13 protein-coding genes are annotated in these 16,674 nt (G+C 68.9%); 8 read left to right on the top strand and 5 right to left on the bottom strand.

Features of this window, described 5'->3' with window-relative positions; all coding sequences use genetic code 11:
• Nucleotides 1-98 precede the first annotated feature (98 nt).
• Together VGC56_RS09835 and VGC56_RS09830 are read right to left on the bottom strand one after the other, a co-directional pair.
• A complete protein-coding gene (locus VGC56_RS09835) occupies nucleotides 99-1,331 on the bottom strand; it encodes a pyridoxal-dependent decarboxylase, exosortase A system-associated (RefSeq protein ID WP_464124722.1) in 1,233 nt (410 codons plus the stop codon).
• Entirely contained in the window at nucleotides 1,328-2,839 is a 1,512-nt protein-coding gene (locus VGC56_RS09830) for an acyl-CoA ligase (AMP-forming), exosortase A system-associated (protein WP_464124721.1), read from the bottom strand. The genes VGC56_RS09835 and VGC56_RS09830 overlap by 4 nt, the downstream gene beginning before the upstream one ends.
• Before the next feature lie 58 nt (nucleotides 2,840-2,897).
• On the opposite strand from VGC56_RS09830, the gene VGC56_RS09825 reads away from it, so the two are divergent.
• The 4 genes from VGC56_RS09825 to VGC56_RS09810 are packed head-to-tail and all read left to right on the top strand — an operon-like array spanning nucleotide 2,898 to nucleotide 5,580.
• The gene (locus VGC56_RS09825) at nucleotides 2,898-3,869 is read left to right on the top strand and encodes a GNAT family N-acetyltransferase (RefSeq protein ID WP_464124720.1); all 972 of its coding nucleotides are present in this window, start codon (nucleotides 2,898-2,900) and stop codon (nucleotides 3,867-3,869) included.
• Between the two features lie 24 nt (nucleotides 3,870-3,893).
• Nucleotides 3,894-4,172, top strand: a complete 279-nt coding sequence (locus VGC56_RS09820; protein ID WP_464124719.1) for an acyl carrier protein — start codon at nucleotides 3,894-3,896, stop codon at nucleotides 4,170-4,172.
• On the top strand, nucleotides 4,169-4,804 hold the full coding sequence (locus VGC56_RS09815; protein ID WP_464124718.1) for a hypothetical protein: 636 nt from the start codon (nucleotides 4,169-4,171) through the stop codon (nucleotides 4,802-4,804). The genes VGC56_RS09820 and VGC56_RS09815 overlap by 4 nt, the downstream gene beginning before the upstream one ends.
• Nucleotides 4,804-5,580 (top strand): hydrolase 1, exosortase A system-associated, encoded by a 777-nt coding sequence (locus tag VGC56_RS09810; RefSeq protein WP_464124717.1) that lies wholly within the window; start codon nucleotides 4,804-4,806, stop codon nucleotides 5,578-5,580. The genes VGC56_RS09815 and VGC56_RS09810 overlap by 1 nt, the downstream gene beginning before the upstream one ends.
• Here the strand turns inward: VGC56_RS09810 and trxB are convergent.
• Nucleotides 5,577-6,542 (bottom strand): thioredoxin-disulfide reductase, encoded by a 966-nt coding sequence (gene trxB, locus VGC56_RS09805; protein ID WP_464124716.1) that lies wholly within the window; start codon nucleotides 6,540-6,542, stop codon nucleotides 5,577-5,579. The genes VGC56_RS09810 and trxB overlap by 4 nt on opposite strands.
• A 133-nt stretch (nucleotides 6,543-6,675) precedes the next feature.
• Here trxB and hppD point away from each other — a divergent pair, with 133 nt between their 5' ends.
• Entirely contained in the window at nucleotides 6,676-7,743 is a 1,068-nt protein-coding gene (gene hppD, locus VGC56_RS09800; protein WP_464124715.1) for a 4-hydroxyphenylpyruvate dioxygenase, read from the top strand.
• On the opposite strand, the gene VGC56_RS09795 is transcribed toward hppD, so the two are convergent.
• Together VGC56_RS09795 and VGC56_RS09790 are read right to left on the bottom strand one after the other, a co-directional pair.
• Complete coding sequence (locus VGC56_RS09795; protein WP_464124714.1) at nucleotides 7,740-8,474, bottom strand: DUF72 domain-containing protein; 735 nt, start codon at nucleotides 8,472-8,474, stop codon at nucleotides 7,740-7,742. The genes hppD and VGC56_RS09795 overlap by 4 nt on opposite strands.
• A 34-nt stretch (nucleotides 8,475-8,508) precedes the next feature.
• Nucleotides 8,509-8,886: a helix-turn-helix domain-containing protein gene (locus VGC56_RS09790; protein WP_464124713.1), complete on the bottom strand. Its 378-nt coding sequence runs from the start codon at nucleotides 8,884-8,886 to the stop codon at nucleotides 8,509-8,511.
• Between the two features lie 282 nt (nucleotides 8,887-9,168).
• Between VGC56_RS09790 and VGC56_RS09785 the strand changes: the two genes are divergently transcribed.
• From VGC56_RS09785 to VGC56_RS09775, 3 genes are all read left to right on the top strand, one after another.
• Nucleotides 9,169-10,887: an ABC transporter ATP-binding protein gene (locus VGC56_RS09785; protein WP_464124712.1), complete on the top strand. Its 1,719-nt coding sequence runs from the start codon at nucleotides 9,169-9,171 to the stop codon at nucleotides 10,885-10,887.
• A gap of 802 nt (nucleotides 10,888-11,689) precedes the next feature.
• Entirely contained in the window at nucleotides 11,690-12,361 is a 672-nt protein-coding gene (locus VGC56_RS09780) for a glycoside hydrolase domain-containing protein (protein ID WP_464124711.1), read from the top strand.
• Nucleotides 12,362-12,640: 279 nt separating this feature from the next.
• On the top strand, nucleotides 12,641-16,597 hold the full coding sequence (locus VGC56_RS09775) for an LVIVD repeat-containing protein (protein ID WP_464124710.1): 3,957 nt from the start codon (nucleotides 12,641-12,643) through the stop codon (nucleotides 16,595-16,597).
• The last annotated feature ends 77 nt before the right edge of the window (nucleotides 16,598-16,674 follow it).

Here is a 16,674-nt window from a genome sequence, read left to right as displayed (position 1 = left end):
AGATTTTGGATCTGCTATGGTCCCAAGAGGTAAAATTAGCGTTAGGAACAATGGCCTTCTGAAGCGCGTCCCGCTTTGGGACCGGCCTCGCGAGAAGGTTAAGAACCGCCGGAAACCGCCCTTTCAAGCGCCGGGGCATGGCCCAGGAAGGCCTGTGGACTGGCCGACAAGCCGTAGGCGCCGGCCAGGAAGACGGCGACGAGATCGCCGACTTGCGCTTTTGGCGTCATGACATCGTCGCCGAGCCGGTCGAGCGGCGTGCAGAGGCAGCCGACGATCGTCGCTTCCTCCTCCGGCTCGGAGCCGAAGCGGGTGGCGATCGCCACCGGATAGTTGCGGCGGACGAGCTGGCCGAAATTGCCCGAGGCGGCGAGCTGGTGGTGCATGCCGCCGTCGGTGACGAGAAAGGTCTTGCCGTGGCTGACCTTTCGGTCGACGATTCGGGTGAGATAGACCCCCGCCTCCCCCACCAGCCAGCGGCCGAGCTCGATTGCGAAGGCACTGTGGCGCAGGATAGGCGGCCTTTGCGCCAGGGTCTCGGCGAGCTCGGCACCGACAGCTTCGAGGTCGAGCGGCTGCTCGCCGTGGAAATAGGGGATGCCGAAGCCGCCGCCGAGATTGACCAGCGGCGGCGTGACGCCAATTGCCTCCGCCAGCTCGCCGGCCAGCACCACCGTCGCCCGTTGCGCCTCGATCAGTGCCTCGGCCGACAGCGCCTGCGAGCCTGCGAAGATGTGGAAGCCGTGCCATTCGGCCCCAGCGTCGATGATGCGGCGGACCAGCGCCGGCACCCGCTCGGCATCCACGCCGAACGGCCGCGCGCCGCCGCCCATGCGCATGCCGGACCCGCGGATCTCGAAGTCCGGGTTCACCCGCACAGCGAGCTTCGGCCTGACGCCAAGCCGCCCCGCCGCCGTCAGCGCGCGCTCGGCCTCGCCTTCGGATTCGAGGTTGAGGGTCACGCCGGCGCCGATCGCCGCTTCCAGCTCGGCGTCCGTCTTGCCGGGGCCGGCGAAGGAAATATGCTCGGCCCGCCCGATGGCCTGCCGCATCTCACCTGCGGAAGCGACGTCGAGGCCGTCCACCTGCTTTGCAATCGCTGCGAGCAGTGGTGCATAGGAGTTTGCTTTCACCGCATAATGTAGGCTTACGCCGGGGAAGGCGCCACGAAAGCGGGCGATCCGCGCCGCCACCATCGCCAGGTCGTAGACGAACAGCGGGGTCCCGCCCGCATCCGCGACGAGCGACGCGGCACTCCGGCCGGCGACATGCAGCGTCCCGTCCTCGCCCGCGCGGAATTCCGCCGGTATGCCCCCCATCGGCTTGGTCATGCCATCAGCTCTTGTCGCAACCTTTCGCGATCGAGCTTGCCGTTCGGTCCCCGCGGCAACTCGTCCCGCCACAGGATAGCGGAAGGCTGCATAAAATTCGGTAACTCCCGTTTCAGGAAAGCGCGCAGCGGCGCATCCGCCTCCTGCCCCCGCCCTCGCACGACCAGAGCGATCGCCTCCCCAAGCCGCTCGTCCGGATAGCCGAGCGCCACCGCTTCGACCACGAACCCGCTCGCCACCGCCGCCTCCTCGATTTCGGTCGGGCTGACGCGGTTGCCGCTGGTCTTGATCATCGCGTCGGCCCGGCCGACGAAGGTGAACAGCCCGTCCGCATCCCGCCGCACCCGGTCGCCGGACCAGACGGCGGTGCCTGGGTAGCGGGACCCTGCGGGGGCCGCTCGGAACCGCTCGGCGGTGCGGTCCGGATCGTTCCAATAGCCTTTGGCGACCAGCGGCCCGGCGTGGACCAATTCCCCCTCCTCGCCGGGGGCGCAGAGGGTGCCGTCGGGGTGCGACGCCATGACGTCAGCGAAGGGAATGGCGCTGCCGATCGATTCAGGATGGCTGTCGAGCAGGCCAGGTTCCAAATAGGTCGAGCGGAACGCCTCGGTGAGACCGTACATCAGGAAGATCTCCGCCGCCGGAAACACCCCCCGCATCCGCCGCACGATCGACACCGGCAGCCGGCCGCCGGAATTGGTCAGGCGGCGCAGGCTGTAGGCGGCCTTGGGCGGCCATGGCGCCTCGATAAGCTGGACCCAGAGCGGCGGGACGCCGGCGAGAGTGGTGATGCCGTGCGTCTCGACCGCCCGGATGACGTCGCGGGCGGCAAGGAATTCGATCGGCACCACGCACGCGCCCGCGGCCCAGGTCGAGAGCAGCTGGTTCTGGCCATAGTCGAAGGCGAAGGGGAGCACGCCGAGGACGCGGTCGGTGGCGACGAGGCGGAGGTAATGCGCGACACTGACGGCGCCGAGCCAGAGATTGGCGTGGCTCAGCATCACGCCCTTGGGGCGGCCGGTGGAGCCGGAGGTGTACAGAAGCGCGGCGAGGCTATCGGGATCGGCGTCGGACGGGCCGAGGCGGTCGTCGCCTTCGAGCATCGAGGCCCCCTCCTCTTCGAGGATGACGTCACACGCGCAGTCGCCCGCCTCGAGCGTCGCCAGCCGCGCCTTGCCGGTGACGAGCAGCGAGGCGTCGCTGTCGGCGAGGATGTGGGCGACCTGGGCGCGCTTGAGGAGCGGGTTGACGGGCACGTGGATCAGCCCCGCCCGGGCGCAGGCGAGGGGCAAGAGGCTGGTCATGCGCGTCTTGGGGAGCCAGCTGGCGACGCGGGCGCCCGGCTCCGCCGCCCTGGCCCGCAGCGCGGCGGCGAGGCTGCCGACGGCGCGCTCCAGACCGGCATAATCGAGCAGCCCCTCGCGGGTCAGCAGCGCCGGCGTGTCGCCGCGGCCGCCGAGCGTCAAGTGGTCCAGCGGGCGGGGCGTCGGATCGGGGGCTTGCACCATGGCTCCTGGCTGCGCCACAGCTTGGCGGCGGGGAGGGATTAGCGCGTTGACGGGCGGAGTGGAAAGGTTCGAGTCGCTGGACGCCGTCGAAGCCGCCGCCGCCGGCGCGCTCGACCGGCCCGCGCAGCCGCGCCTGTTCGACCGCCTCGCCTGGTTCCGGCGGGTCGAGGCGCACTGCCCGCCGCCGGGCCGGCTCCTCGCCCTACGGACCGCCAACACATGGCTGATCCTCGCCGTGGAGGGCGGCAGGGGACGGGCCTACGGCGCTTGGTACAGCCTCCGCGTGGGTCCGATCGGCGATCCCGTGGGCTTGGATATTGTCGCAATAACCCTGCGTAAGAACCTGAACCGCATTGACATTTCTCCGACGGACGATCCCAAGAGCATCGCCGACGCCCTCCGGCGGGCGGGCTGGATCGTGCGCGTCTCTCCGGCCACTGCGTCGTGGCAGGCAGACACTGGCGGACGCTCTTTCGACCAATGGTGGGCCGCCCGGCCCTCCAAGATCAGGAGCACCTTCGCACGCAAGAGCCGCACAGCCGGGCTGACTGTCGAAATTCACCGCGGCTTCGATCCCGGCGCATGGGGCGCCTATGAGGAAGTCTACCGGGCAAGCTGGAAGCCGGAGGAAGGCTCCTTCGCCTTCCTGCGCGCCCTCGCCGAAGCGGAAGGAGCGGCGGGGGCGCTGCGGCTCGGTATCGCCCGCAAGGACGATGTGCCCGTCGCGGCGCAGTTGTGGACGGTGGAGAACGGCACCGCCTGGATCCACAAGCTCGCCTATCGCGAGGATGCGAGGTCCCTCTCGCCCGGCACCATCCTCAGCGAGGCGATGTTCCGCGCCGCGATCGACGAGGACCGGGTCGCGCGGATCGACTACGGGACCGGCGACGAGCCCTACAAGGCCGACTGGATGGACCGGCGCGAGACCTTGTGGCGGGTCGAGGCCTTCAACCCACGAAGCGCGGCCGGGCTGATCGCGGCCGCGCGCGCGGCGGCGTCGGCGCTTGTCGGGCGTTTACGAAGCCGATAGGTCCGCGGGCGCAAGAGGGGTGAAATGGCGACGAGCTTACCGGATGATCGGGCCGTGGAGGCCACGCTGCGCGCCGTGCTGTCCGACGTGCTCGGCCTGGCGCCCGCGCGCGTCGCCGGGTTCGAGGCCGATACCGCCTTGTTCGGCGCGCTTCCGGAATTCGATTCGATGGCGGTGGCGGGCCTCCTGACCGAGCTCGAGGAAAGGCTCGGTATCCTCATCGAAGATCATGAGATCGACGCCGATCTGCTTGAAAGCTTTGGCTCCTTGCTCGCCTTCGCCAGGATGAAGGCGCTTCGGTGACGGGCGGCGGTCTCCGTTACGACCGCTTGCTGGTATACGGCCGCGACGAATGGCTGACCTCGGTCGGGGACCCCGCCGCGCCTACCCTTCTCTTCCTCCCGCCTTTGTTCGAGGAGATGAACCGCACCCGCGCCCTCCTCCTTCAGACGATGCGTGCGCTGGCCGCCGACGACTGGCGCTGCGCCCTCCCGGATCTGCCCGGCACCGGCGAGAGCGAGACGGCGCTGGAGGCGGTGGAATGGCGGCACTGGCGCGATGCCGCCATTGCGGCGGCCGCTGCGGTGCGGGCGCGCGCGGTGGTGAGCCTGCGCGGCGGGTGCTTGCTTGACGATCTCGGCCTGCCTGCCTGGCGGCTGGCGCCGGTGACGGGCGCGGCCCTGGTCCGCGACCTGGAGCGGACCGGCCTCGTCGGCGCCAGCGGCGGCGGCTATGCGCCGTCTGAAGGGCTGATCGAGGCGCTCCGCGCTGCGGTTTCCGTCGGCGAGCGGGTTCGCACCGCCCGTCTCGCCAGCGATCCGGCGCCCGCCGACGTGCAGTTCGACGCCTCGCCTTTGTGGCGGCGATCGGAGCCGCAGGGCTCCCCGCCCCTCGCCGCGGCCATTGCCGCCGACGTTGCCGCCTGGGCCTGCTGATGCGCCGCCTCCTCACCTTCGCCTGCGAAGGCGCCGAGCTGGGCGCCAGCCTGGACGCGGGGCCGGGCGCGACCGGGCTCCTCATCGTCGTCGGCGGCAGCCAGACGCGGGTGGGCTCGCACCGCATGTTCGAGCGGCTGGCGCGCGCCGTCGCCGCAGCCGGGCACCCGTGCCTGCGCTTCGACCGCCGCGGCGTCGGCGACAGCAGCGGAGAGGATCCGGGCTGGCGGGACAGCGGCCCCGACATCGCCGCCGCAGCCGCGGCCTTCCGCCGCGAGGCGCCGAGCATGACGCGGATCGTGGCCCTTGGCCTGTGCGACGGCGCCGGCGCGCTTTGCCTCAACGGCGGTACGGCCGGGCTGGACGAACTCCTCCTCGTCAATCCCTGGCTGGTCGAGGCGAGCGAGAACGCACCGGCCCCGGCAGCGCTCAGGCGCCATTACCGGGAGCGGCTCACCACCCTCTCAGGGTGGCGAAAGCTGCTTTCAGGATCAATGTCTTACGCGGCAGCTCTGCGAGGCCTAATGAGGGCCGGCAGCAAGACCGAGGACGCCACATCCAAGGCGCTGGCGGCAGCACTGCGCGAAGCCCGCCTCCCCGCCGCATGGCTCCTGGCCGAGGGTGACGCCACCGCCGTCGCCGCGGTCCACGAGCTCGGCAAGCGACACTGGCGCGGCCTCGCCGACCGCCGCACCACCATCCCGACCGATTCCCACACCTTCGCCCGCCCCGGCGACTCCGCCGCTCTGGAGCACGCCGTGCTGGCGGCCCTTTAAGCGGCTGCGGAGGCTTCGAATTCGGCTTCGGCCAAGAACTTCTCCGCGTCGAGCGCGGCCATGCAGCCAGTGCCCGCGGCGGTCACCGCCTGGCGGTAGATTTTGTCCATGACGTCGCCGCAGGCGAAGATTCCGGGAACGTTGGTGCGGGTGGTGCCGGTCTCGACCTCGATATAGCCGTCCGAATCCAACTTCAGCTTGCCCTGGAACAGCTCGGTCGCCGGCGAATGGCCGATGGCGACGAAGCCGCCCTCGACCTCGATGTGCGACATGTCGCCGGTCTTGGTGTCGCGCAAGTCGAGGCCGGTGAGCCCCTCCGGCGCACCGCCCGCGACGAAGCGGTCGACGACCTTGTTCCACAGGACCTTGATGTTGGGGTGGGCGAACAAGCGGTCCTGGAGGATCCTCTCGGCACGCAGCGACTCGCGGCGGTGGATCAGGGTGACGTCATGGCTATGGTTGGTCATGTAGAGCGCTTCCTCGACCGCGGTGTTGCCGCCGCCGATCACCGCCACCTTCTTGCCGCGGTAGAAGAAGCCGTCGCAGGTCGCGCAGGCCGAGACGCCCTTGCCCTTCAGATGCTCCTCGCTCGGCATGTTGAGCCACCGCGCCTGGGCGCCGGTGGCGATGACGAGGACGTCGCCGGTGTAGATGGTGCCGCCGTCGCCGACGAGGCGGAACGGGCGGCGCGACAGGTCGGCCTCGACGATATGGTCCCACATCATCTGCGCGCCGACATGCTCGGCCTGGGCCTGCATCTCCTCCATCAGCCAGGGGCCCTGGATGACGTCGCGGAAGCCGGGATAATTCTCGACGTCGGTGGTGGTGGTGAGCTGGCCGCCGGGCTGGATGCCCTGGACGACGATCGGAGCCATGCCGGCCCGCGCCCCGTAGATCGCCGCCGAGAGCCCCGCCGGTCCCGAGCCGAGGATGAGCATGCGGGTGGAATGGGTCGCGACCATCGACGAAGCTTTCAAGGGAAGAATGGAAAAGCGGGAGATAAAGGGACCCACCGCCCCGGCGCAAGCCATTTGCCGCCCTCCCCGCCGCTTGGTAGAGGGCCGCCGACCCTTTCCCTGCCCTGGAGTTGCCGCCATGCCCCACGACAATCCGCTCGGCCTCGACGGCTTCGAGTTCGTTGAGTTCACCGGCCCCGACCCGGACGCGCTGGCCGGCCTGTTCACGGCGATGGGCTTCACCCACCTCGGCAACCACAAGTCGAAGAACGTGCGCCATTACGGCCAGGGCGACATCAACTTCATCCTCAACATGGACCCGGCCGGCCAGGCCGCCGACTTCCGCCAGGCGCACGGCCCCTCGGCAAACGGTATGGCGTTCCGGGTCAAGGACGCCAAGCAGGCCTTCGCCATGGCCGTCGAGCGCGGCGCCACGCCAGTAGAGACCCCGCGCGGCCCCGGCGAGCTCGATATTCCAGCGATCGAGGGGATCGGCGGCTCCTACCTCTATCTCGTCGACCGCTACGGAGCGCAGCAGATTTACGACGTCGATTTCGAGCCGGTGCCGGGGGCGGAGCGGGGAAGCAGGGACGTCGGCCTCCACACGCTCGACCACCTCACCCACAATGTGAACCGGGGGCGGATGACCCATTGGGCCGGCTTCTACGAGCGCATCTTCAATTTCCGCGAAATCCGCTATTTCGACATCGAGGGCCAGCAGACCGCCCTGGTGTCGCAGGCGATGACCGCGCCCGACGACAAGATCCGCATCCCCTTGAACGAGAGCCAGGACGAGCACAGCCAGATCGAGGAATTCCTGCGCGAATACAAAGGCGAAGGAATCCAGCATCTTGCGCTGGCAACCGACGACATCTTCGCAACGGTCGATGCGCTGCGGGCGAACGGCATCCGCTTCCAGGACAGCCCCGAAACCTATTACGACATGATCGACCAGCGCATCCCGGGCCACGCCCATTCGATCGAGGAGATGAGGAAGCGGCGCATCCTCATCGACGGCTCGCCCGAGACCGGCGAGGGGCTCCTGCTGCAGATCTTCACCGAGAACATGATCGGGCCGATCTTCTTCGAGATCATCCAGCGCAAAGGCAACCAGGGTTTCGGCGAGGGCAATTTCAAGGCTTTGTTCGAGTCGATAGAGCTCGACCAGATCCGCCGCGGCGTCCTCCCCGCCAAAGAGACCGCCTAACCCGCGAGCAGCCGCTGGAGGGTGAGGGCGTCGGCCATTGCGGCCGGCGAGGCGGTGTTGTCGAAGATGCACCAGACGTCGCGGCCTTGGCGGCGGTGCGCGTCCAGGGCGGCGGCATAGGCAACCAGCCGCTCCTCGCCATAGGCCGATCGGTACATGACCGGCGACCCGTGCAGGCGGTAGTAAGCGAGGCCGCCCCATCCCCCTGGCACCTCGAAGCCAGGCGCCCGCGCCGGATCGGCGGCGACGCGCGCCACCCGGGCCTCCAGCAGAAGCGCCTCAGCCTCCGCGGAGAGCCAGCTTGGGTGACGCGGCTCGCAGGCGACGTCCCCCCTCCAGACTGCCCTCAAGGCGGCGAAGAAGGCCGACGCGAGCTTCTCCTCGAAAGCGAGGCTCGGCGGCAGCTGGACCAGCACCAATGCGAGCGTGTCGCCGAGCTGGCGCATCTCCGCGACGGCGGCTCCCATCGCGTCGTCGCAGCCGGCGAGCTTCGCCTTGTGGGTGATCTCCTTCGACAGCTTCGCGGCGAAGCGGAAACCGTCCGGAACCGAGGATGCCCAGCGCGCCCAGGTGTCGGCGCGGTGCGAGCGGTGGAAGGAGGAGTTGATCTCCGCGCAGCCGAAGCGGGCGGCGTAGCGTTCGAGGCTGGTCCCCTCCTCGGGGAAGTCCGTCGCGACGGGGCGGGGAATTGTCCAGCCGGCTGTACCGATGCGGATGGGGCCAGGAATCACCGCGCCCTAACGCCTGCGGCCGCGCGCGCGATCCTCAGCTGCCGTTGCCGGCGCGATATCCTTGCGTCGGGGTGTGGAGAGTCCGCTGGGTGCCCTGCAGGACGTGCTCGCGCAGCCCGGAGCAGAGCGCGACGAGGCTCCGCTGGAGATCTTCGGGGAGGCAGAGATAGGCGTTGAGCAGCTCGCTGGCGCTCTCGCTCAGCCAGGTGCCCTCCATGCGCTGGCCGGTGAGGACGTAGACGACGTCGACCTTGGCATCGGCCAGGCGGGCGAGATAGTCGGCGCGCAGCTCGCGCCGGTCGTTCTCGTACAGGCTCTGCTTGGGCACGTCGGTGCCGACCAGGGCGGCGAACTCCGCCTGCTTGAGACCAAGTCTCTTTCGCTCCTCGGCGAGCCGCGATCCGAAACCCATCGGTTTTGAAAACCCCCTGTTCAAAACTAATCGGAAATAAATGATTTCATTGACAAATTTAGTCGAAAAGCCATTACACCTCCATTCCGACTTTGCGGAAGGAAAAGCAAGCCGTGGTTAATTGGGCGACCGCGCCGCCCGATCCAGGCCCGGCCCGCCGTCACACCCCCCTCCCCGGGCTGCACCGGCGGGCCTGCGTAGAACCTCCACCCGCGCCGGTCCAGCGGCCGCCGGCTCCGCAGAGTGGCGCCCGCCGCGCTGCTTGTGCCATAGCCTGGCGCGATGGAGACCCTGCGCACTCTCTATGCGACGATGAGCCCCCGCCGCCGGCGGCAGTTCGCGCTGACGGTGGTGGCCATGCTCGGCGGCGCTCTCGCCGAGTTGGTGACGATCGGCGCGGTCTTCCCCTTCCTCGCCGTGCTGACCCAGGGACATGGCAAGACGGCCACGCTCAGCCGGCTGCCACTGCCGCGGGTCGACAGCGCGGCGAGTGCGGCGTTGATCCTGGTCGCCGCCGCCCTCACCGCCGCCGCCGTCCGCCTCGGGCTGCTGTGGATGACGCAGCGGCTGGTGACCGGCTTCGCCCACGATCTGGCGCGGGCGATGTTCGCGCGCATGCTCCGCCAGCCTTATGCCGACTATGTCCGGCGCAACTCGAGCGAGGCGCTCGCCGCCATGGAAAAGGCGCGCGACGTTGCCGGCCAGGTGCTCCAGCCGCTGATGCAGGCGGCGATCGCGACGATCATGGCGCTGTTCATCGCCGTCTTCCTGTTCATCCTCTCGCCCGTCGCCGCGCTCGGCGCGGGGCTCTCGCTCGCGCTCGTCTATTTCGCGATCAGCCGCCTCACCCGCGACCGCCTCTCCGCCAATTCGCGCATCCTCTCGGCCAGCGCGCTGGAGCGGGTGAAGATCGTCCAGGAAGCCCTCGGCGGCCTGCGCGACATCATCCTCGACCGCTCGCATGCCGTCTTCGAGGAGGAGTTCGCCGCGACCGACGCGCGAATGCGCCGCGCCCTCGCCAACAATTCGCTGATCAGCCAGGGACCCCGCTTCGCCATCGAGGCGGCCGGCATCGTCGCGATCGCTCTGGTGGCCTTGTGGATGAGCAGCCGGCCCGGCGGGATCGTCGCGGCCATTCCCGTCCTCGGAGCCCTCGCCCTGGGCTCGCAGCGGCTCCTCCCCTTGCTCCAGCAGGCCTATCTCGGCTGGAGCGGCACGCTCGGCAACCGCCAGGCGCTGGCCGACATTGCCGCGCTCCTCTCCGCCCCCGCCCTTACCGAGCCGAGCGAGGGCGCCGGCAAGCTCCCCTTCCGCGACGGCCTCGCGTTCCGCGGCGTCTCCTTCGCTTATGCCGGCGGCGGCCAGGTGCTGCGCGGCGTCGACCTCGACATGAAGGCCGGCGCACGCATCGGCATCGTCGGCCCCACGGGGAGCGGCAAGAGCACGCTGCTCGACCTGCTGATGGGCCTGCTCGAGCCTTCGTCGGGTGAGATACGCGTCGACGGCCGCGCCCTCGACGCGGCGACGCGGCCGCTGTGGCAGAGCCAGATCGCGCACGTCCCGCAATCCATCTTCCTCGCCGACGACAGTATCGCCGCCAACATCGCCTTCGGAGTCCGGCGAGGCGCGATCGACATCGGTCGCGTCCGCGCGTGCGCCGAGGCCGCGCACATCGCCGGCTTCGCCGCGGAGCTTCCGGACGGCTATTCGACCCGCGTCGGCGAGCGCGGCGTCCGCCTGTCGGGCGGCCAGCGCCAGCGCATCGGCATCGCCCGCGCTTTGTACAAGGAGGCGGCCGTCCTGATCCTCGACGAGGCAACCAGCGCCCTCGACGACGCCACCGAAGCGGCGGTGATCGACTCGATCATGGCGCTCGGCCCGGACATCACGTTGATCATGATTGCCCATCGCCGCTCTACCCTCGATGGGTGCGAACGGATCCTGCGGGTCGAAAATGGGCGGGTGACGGAGGAGGAACGGCCGCGCCGCCGGTCGGCCTGAGCCCGACTGCGCCGGAAGTTGCGGAAGTTTCGAACTTTCCTGCTTTAAAAAAATCCTTTCGATCAATCCGGCCCCTCTTGATCGATTCTCTCTATAAGTCGCGGGGGCGGCGCAGGGGCGGGAAGCGCCCGAGTCGCGCGCCGATGCCCGAAGGCGGGAGAGAGGCTGAGCCGCTGCCACGGTTGGAACATAGCATAAACAGGCGGGAATTGCGATGAAGGCGTGAGGGGGTGGCGGGTGGTGCGGGACGGTGCGGCGGCGATGGTGCCGCTGTCCAGTCATTGCCGGGTGCCCACCCTGTCGATGCTGGGTGCTTACCGTGTCGATGCCGGGTGCTTACGGGGTCGTTGCCGGGTCGGTGCTGGGTCAAACGGGCCCTGGTGCCCGCAGGAGCCGCGGAAATGACGGCGGCTTCACGGTGGGTGGTGCGCCGGTCGACCCCCGCTTCAGCGGTGTCTCTCACTGGAAACTGAATCGAGGTTCAGGTTGTGGGACAGCACGTCGAGCGGCGCGAGGCGGAGGCGTCACAGCTTGGTTCACGCGGAGACGCGGAGAGAGGCAGAGGCGCGGAGCGGGCGGAGGCTCAGTGCCCTTCTATGCACACATCGACCTCGGCAAAGGCCTCGCGGCTATCTCAATACGAGACTCGTGCCGCGCTGGTGCGGGATGTGCGGGGGTTTGCTGGGATCGCTGCCTGACTGCCTCGCGCGGACGGGTCAGCCATCGGAGGCCGCCGTGATGCGGATCACGCGCAGCCCGAGCGGCTGGGCCTATAGCGGGGCCAGACAGGAAGGGGGCCGAGATGACGGGATTTGCGGGCTTCGATGCCTCCGGATATCCAGGCGACGCAGTGGTCGACTGGCTTCGGGCGCACACCAATTTCCGGTGGTGCGGCTTTTACCTGGCGGCGGCGCCCAGCCACCGCGATATCGGCTGGATGGGCAAGCGGGCCCGCCTCGCGGCCGCGGGCTGGGGCATCGCGCCAATCTATGTCGGGCAGCAGACGATAGGGCCGGGGAGCCACAATTCGAGCGGTCCCCAAGGAACGGCAGACGGAGCCGACGCCGCCAGCCTTGCAAACCGTGCCGGTTTCGGGCCGGGGACCTGCATCTTCCTCGACCTCGAAAACGGCAAGCCGTTCCCGGCCGCGCAGAAAGCCTATGTCGTCGCCTGGTGCGCCGAGGTTTCGCGGCACCGCTTCGCGCCGGGCGTCTATTGCTCGCACAGCTTCGCCGCCGACGTGCATGCCGCGGTCCCCGCCGCGCGCATCTGGGTGTTCAAGGTCTCGACCACCGCGCCGCACCCGGTCCCCGGCCCGACCTATCCGGACAACCATCCGGCGGCATCTGGCTATGCCGGTGCCCTCGCCTGGCAGCTGGGCCAGAGTTGCCAGATCGCGGTGCCGCCGGCGCCGGGCGGCCACCTGACGGTCGATCTCGACACCGCTTCAGTGCCGGATCCGGGCGCGCCCTGAACCATCTCCTGGCCGGGGCTCGGCGACATCGAATCGGCCGCGCGACCGGAGAGCTCGACGCGGAGGACCTCGGCGCCATTGCCAGGCTCGACCAGAAGGCCAGCAGCTTCTTCGACCAGCACGACCCGGCCATGGTGAAGTGGCTCGCAACGCTAACGCTGGAGAATTACGCCAGGCACACGGGCAGTCGCGCGATGGCCACTGGTCCTAATGACGCGCAACTGAGGCCCTTTAGCCCCCGCCCCACCTCTGCAATAAGATCAGGAACGGGGAGGCTGGATGCGGGGCCATACGGGATCGCGGCTGGGAGGGGGGCGGTGGTTGGCCGCGCTCCTCCTGCTCGTGCTCGTGCTCGTGGTGCTGGGGGGGCCGCTGATCGCCGCCGAGGGGCAGAAGCCGGTGGCGCGGGACTACAGCCTCGTCCGCGCCGGGCCCGCGGCGCAGTCGCAGGATTGGCCCGCCGCCGATCGGAAGAGCGCCGGGTGCCAGTCTTGCCATTCGGACGGCGAATATCGGACGATGCATGCGAGCCAGGCGGTGGTGCTGGGGTGCGCGGATTGCCATGGCGGCAATGCGGGGGTGCGGGGCGACGCTTCGCTGGCACCCTCTGATCCGCGCTACGTCACCGCGCGGGATGCGGCGCATGTGCTGCCGCGCTTCCCGAAAGCGTGGGGGTGGCCTTCCTCGGCCAATCCGAAGCGCAGCTACTCGCTGCTCAACGTCGAGAGCCCGGAATATATTCGCTTCGTGAATCCGTCCGACTATCGGGTGGTGCGCGAGAGCTGCGGCGGGTGCCACCTCGAGACGGTGCAGGCGGCGGAGCGGTCGCTCATGTCGACGGGGGCGATGTTCTGGGGCGGAGCGGCGTACAATAACGGCGTGCTGCCGTTCAAAACCTACCGGTTCGGCGAGGGCTATACGAAGGACGGGCAGCCGGCGAAGATCGTGTCTCCCTTCACCGCGTCGGACGGCAGGCTGACGGGCGCGCAGACGGCGAAGGGGGCACTGGCCGAGCTCTATCCGCTGCCGACCTGGCAGGTGGTGCCGCCGGGCGATGTCTTCCGCGTGTTCGAGCAGGGGGGGCGGACGATCGGATCCGGCTTTCCCGAGATCGGCCTCCCCTCCCCTTCGGGCGCGATCCAGCGGCTGGAGGAGAGCGGGCGGCCGGACATCCGGCAGTCGAACCGGGGGCCGGGCACCGGGCTGCGGGTGGCGATCCCCATCCTCAACATCCACAAGACGCGGCTGAACGACCCGTTCGCGTGGTTCCTCGGCACCAACGACCAGCCGGGCGACTATCGCCATTCGGGCTGCGCGGGCTGCCATGTCGTCTACGCCAACGACCGCGAGCCGCGGCACAGCCTCAGCTACGCGCCCTACGGCCGCGACGGCCAGACGGCGACGGCGGACCCGACCATCGCGGGGAAAAAGGAGAGCGGGCACCCGCTCGGCCATGCGTTCACGCGGGCGATCCCGACGTCGCAATGCATGAGCTGCCACATGCACCAGCCCAACGTCTTCCTGAATTCCTACCTCGGCTACACGATGTGGGATTATGAGAGCGATGCCGATTTGATGTGGCCGGGGCCGGAGAACCGCCTGCCGGCGCCCAAGGGCAAGGAGGCGCTCTACCGGCAGCAGCATTATCCGAGCGACGCCGAGACGCGGGCGGTGAACGACCGCAATCCGGAAGGCGCGGCGCCGCGGGGGCTGTGGGGCGATGCGGACTTCCTGCGGCGGGTGAACGACGATGTGAACCCGCAGGCGAAGCATACGCAGTTCGCCGATTATCATGGGCACGGGTGGAATTTCAGGGCGGCCTACAAGCGCGACCGCGAGGGCAATCTGCTCGACGCCGAGGGGAAGATCGTGCCGCCTGGCGATCCGGAGAAGTTCCGCCGGAAGGGCGAGGGGCAGTTCGTGCCCCCTGGGGTCAATCCCGGCAAAGCCGTGCACCTGATGGACATCCATGCCGAGAAAGGGATGCAGTGCGCCGACTGCCATTTTGCGCAGGACAGCCACGGCAACGGGTTCATCTACGGCGAGGTCGCCAACGCCATCGAGATTTCGTGCAAGGATTGCCACGGCAGTGCGCGGGACTATCCGAATTTGCTGACCTCGGGGCCGGCGGCGCCGCCCAAGGGGACGAATCTCGCCTTGCTGCGCAACCCGGATGGGCAAAGACGGTTCGAGTGGATGGAGGACGACGGCGGCCGCAAGGTGCTGGTGCAGCGCTCGATCGTCGATCCGCAATTGTACTGGCGGGTGTCGCTTGTCAGGGACAGCGTCGATCCGACGCACCCGCGCTTCAACATGAAGGCGGCGCGGGCGAAATTGATGTCGGCGGATGGGGCAGAGACCGGGCAGTATCTGTTCGGGAGCGGCGTGCCGGACGCCAAGCTGGCGCACAAGCCGGACGCGATGGCCTGCTATTCGTGCCACCTCAGTTGGACGCCGTCCTGCGGCGGCTGCCATTTGCCCATCGAGGCGAACTGGAAGGCGGCGTCGCATCGCTACGAGGGCGGCGAGACGCGCAACTTCGCGACCTACAATCCGCAGGTCGCGCGCGACGACATGTTCCAGCTCGGGCGGCACATGACGACGAAGGGGAGCATCGTCGCGCCGGTGCGATCGAGCTCGGCGCTGATCCTGTCGTCGACCAATATCAACCGCGAGCGGATCTACGTGCAGCAGCCGCCGATTTCGGCGAGCGGCTTCTCCTCGCAGGCCTTCGCGCCGCATTTCCCGCATACGGTGCGGACGACGGAGACGAAGACGTGCAGCGACTGTCATCTGTCGGCGGCGAACGACAACAATGCGGTGATGGCGCAGCTTCTGCTGCAGGGAACGAACTTCGTGAACTTCGTCGGGCTGAATGCCTGGGCGGGGCTGGAGGGCGGCCTCCAGGCGACGCGGGTGACGGAGTGGGACGAGCCGCAGGCGGTGATCGGGTCGTACCTGCAGCGCTTCGCCTATCCGGACTATTTCCGGCTGCACGTCGAGAGGAACAAGCGCGAGCTGGTGGACTGGACGCGCACCGGCAAGGGCGGCTCGGAGGTGTTCGCCAACATCGCCAAAGCGGCAGGCGGCGAGGTGCGTTGCCTGCAGAATCGTGGCGAATATCTGTATGTCGCGGAGGGACGCGGGGGCTTCCGCGTCTACGACATTGCCTCGATCGGCAACAAGGGCGTGTCGGAGAAGATCCTCACGGCCCCCTTCTCGCCGCTCGGCCACAATGCGCATGTGCCGAGCCGCAACGCGACCTGCATGGCGCTGCCGACCAACCAGCCGATCGCGCCGACCCGCAACACGCCGGAGATGCGCGCGGCGAACCAGGAGCAGCCGTTCCACCCGATCTACCATTATGCGGTGGTGACCGACGCCGAGGAGGGGTTGATCCTCGTCGACGTCGACACGTTCGCCGACGGCAATCCCCAGAACAATTTCCTGAAGCGCGCGCTGACCTGGAACCCGGGCGGGGTGCTGAACGGGGCGCGGCATGTGACGCTGGCGGGGCATGTCGCTTATGTGAGCGCGGCGGCGGGGCTGGTGGTGGTGGACCTCGACGATCCGCTGAAGCCGCGGCTGGCGGCGACTTTGCCCTTGCGCGATGCGCGGGCGTCGGCGGTGCAGTTTCGCTATCTGTGGGTGACGGACGCCGAGGGGCTGAAGCTGTTCGACGTGACTCGCCTCGACCGGCCGGTGGCGGTGCCGTCGGCGACGGTGCGGCTCGGCGATGCGCGGAAGGTCTATGTGGCGCGGACCTATGCCTATGTGGCGGGCAAGGGCGACGGGCTGGTCATCGTCAACGTCGCCAATCCGGAGCGGCCGATATTGTATCGCAAGGAGACGTTCGGGGGGCGGATGACGGACGTCGAGGACGTCGTCGTCGCGTCGACCAATGCCTCGCTGTTCGCTTACGTCGCGGACGGCAAAGCGGGGGTGAAGGTGGTGCAGCTGACCAGCCCGGAGAGCCAGCCCAATTTCTACGGCTTCTCGCCGGCACCGATACCCGAGCTGATCGCCTGGGCGAGGACGCCGCACCCGGCGCTGGGGATGGCCAAGGGGCTGGACCGCGACCGGGCAGTCGACGAGACCGGCGGGCAGATCGCCGTCTTCGGGCGGCTCGGATCGCGACCGTTCACGCGGGGGGAGATGGAGCGGTTTTTCCTCAATGCGGGGGGCAATCCGTTCCGGGTCAGCGATGCGGGGAGCATGGCGGACTGGGTCCGCTGAGGCGCGGCCCTTAGTCCTCCCCGTGAGGCGCAGCCTCATGGGGAGGGGGACCGGACGAAGTCCGGTGGAGGGGCCTT

This window comes from Allosphingosinicella sp. (assembly GCF_036403745.1).
GTDB lineage: Bacteria > Pseudomonadota > Alphaproteobacteria > Sphingomonadales > Sphingomonadaceae > Allosphingosinicella.
Note: the sequence above shows the minus strand (reverse complement) of the source record. Positions and strands in the feature narration are given on the sequence as shown.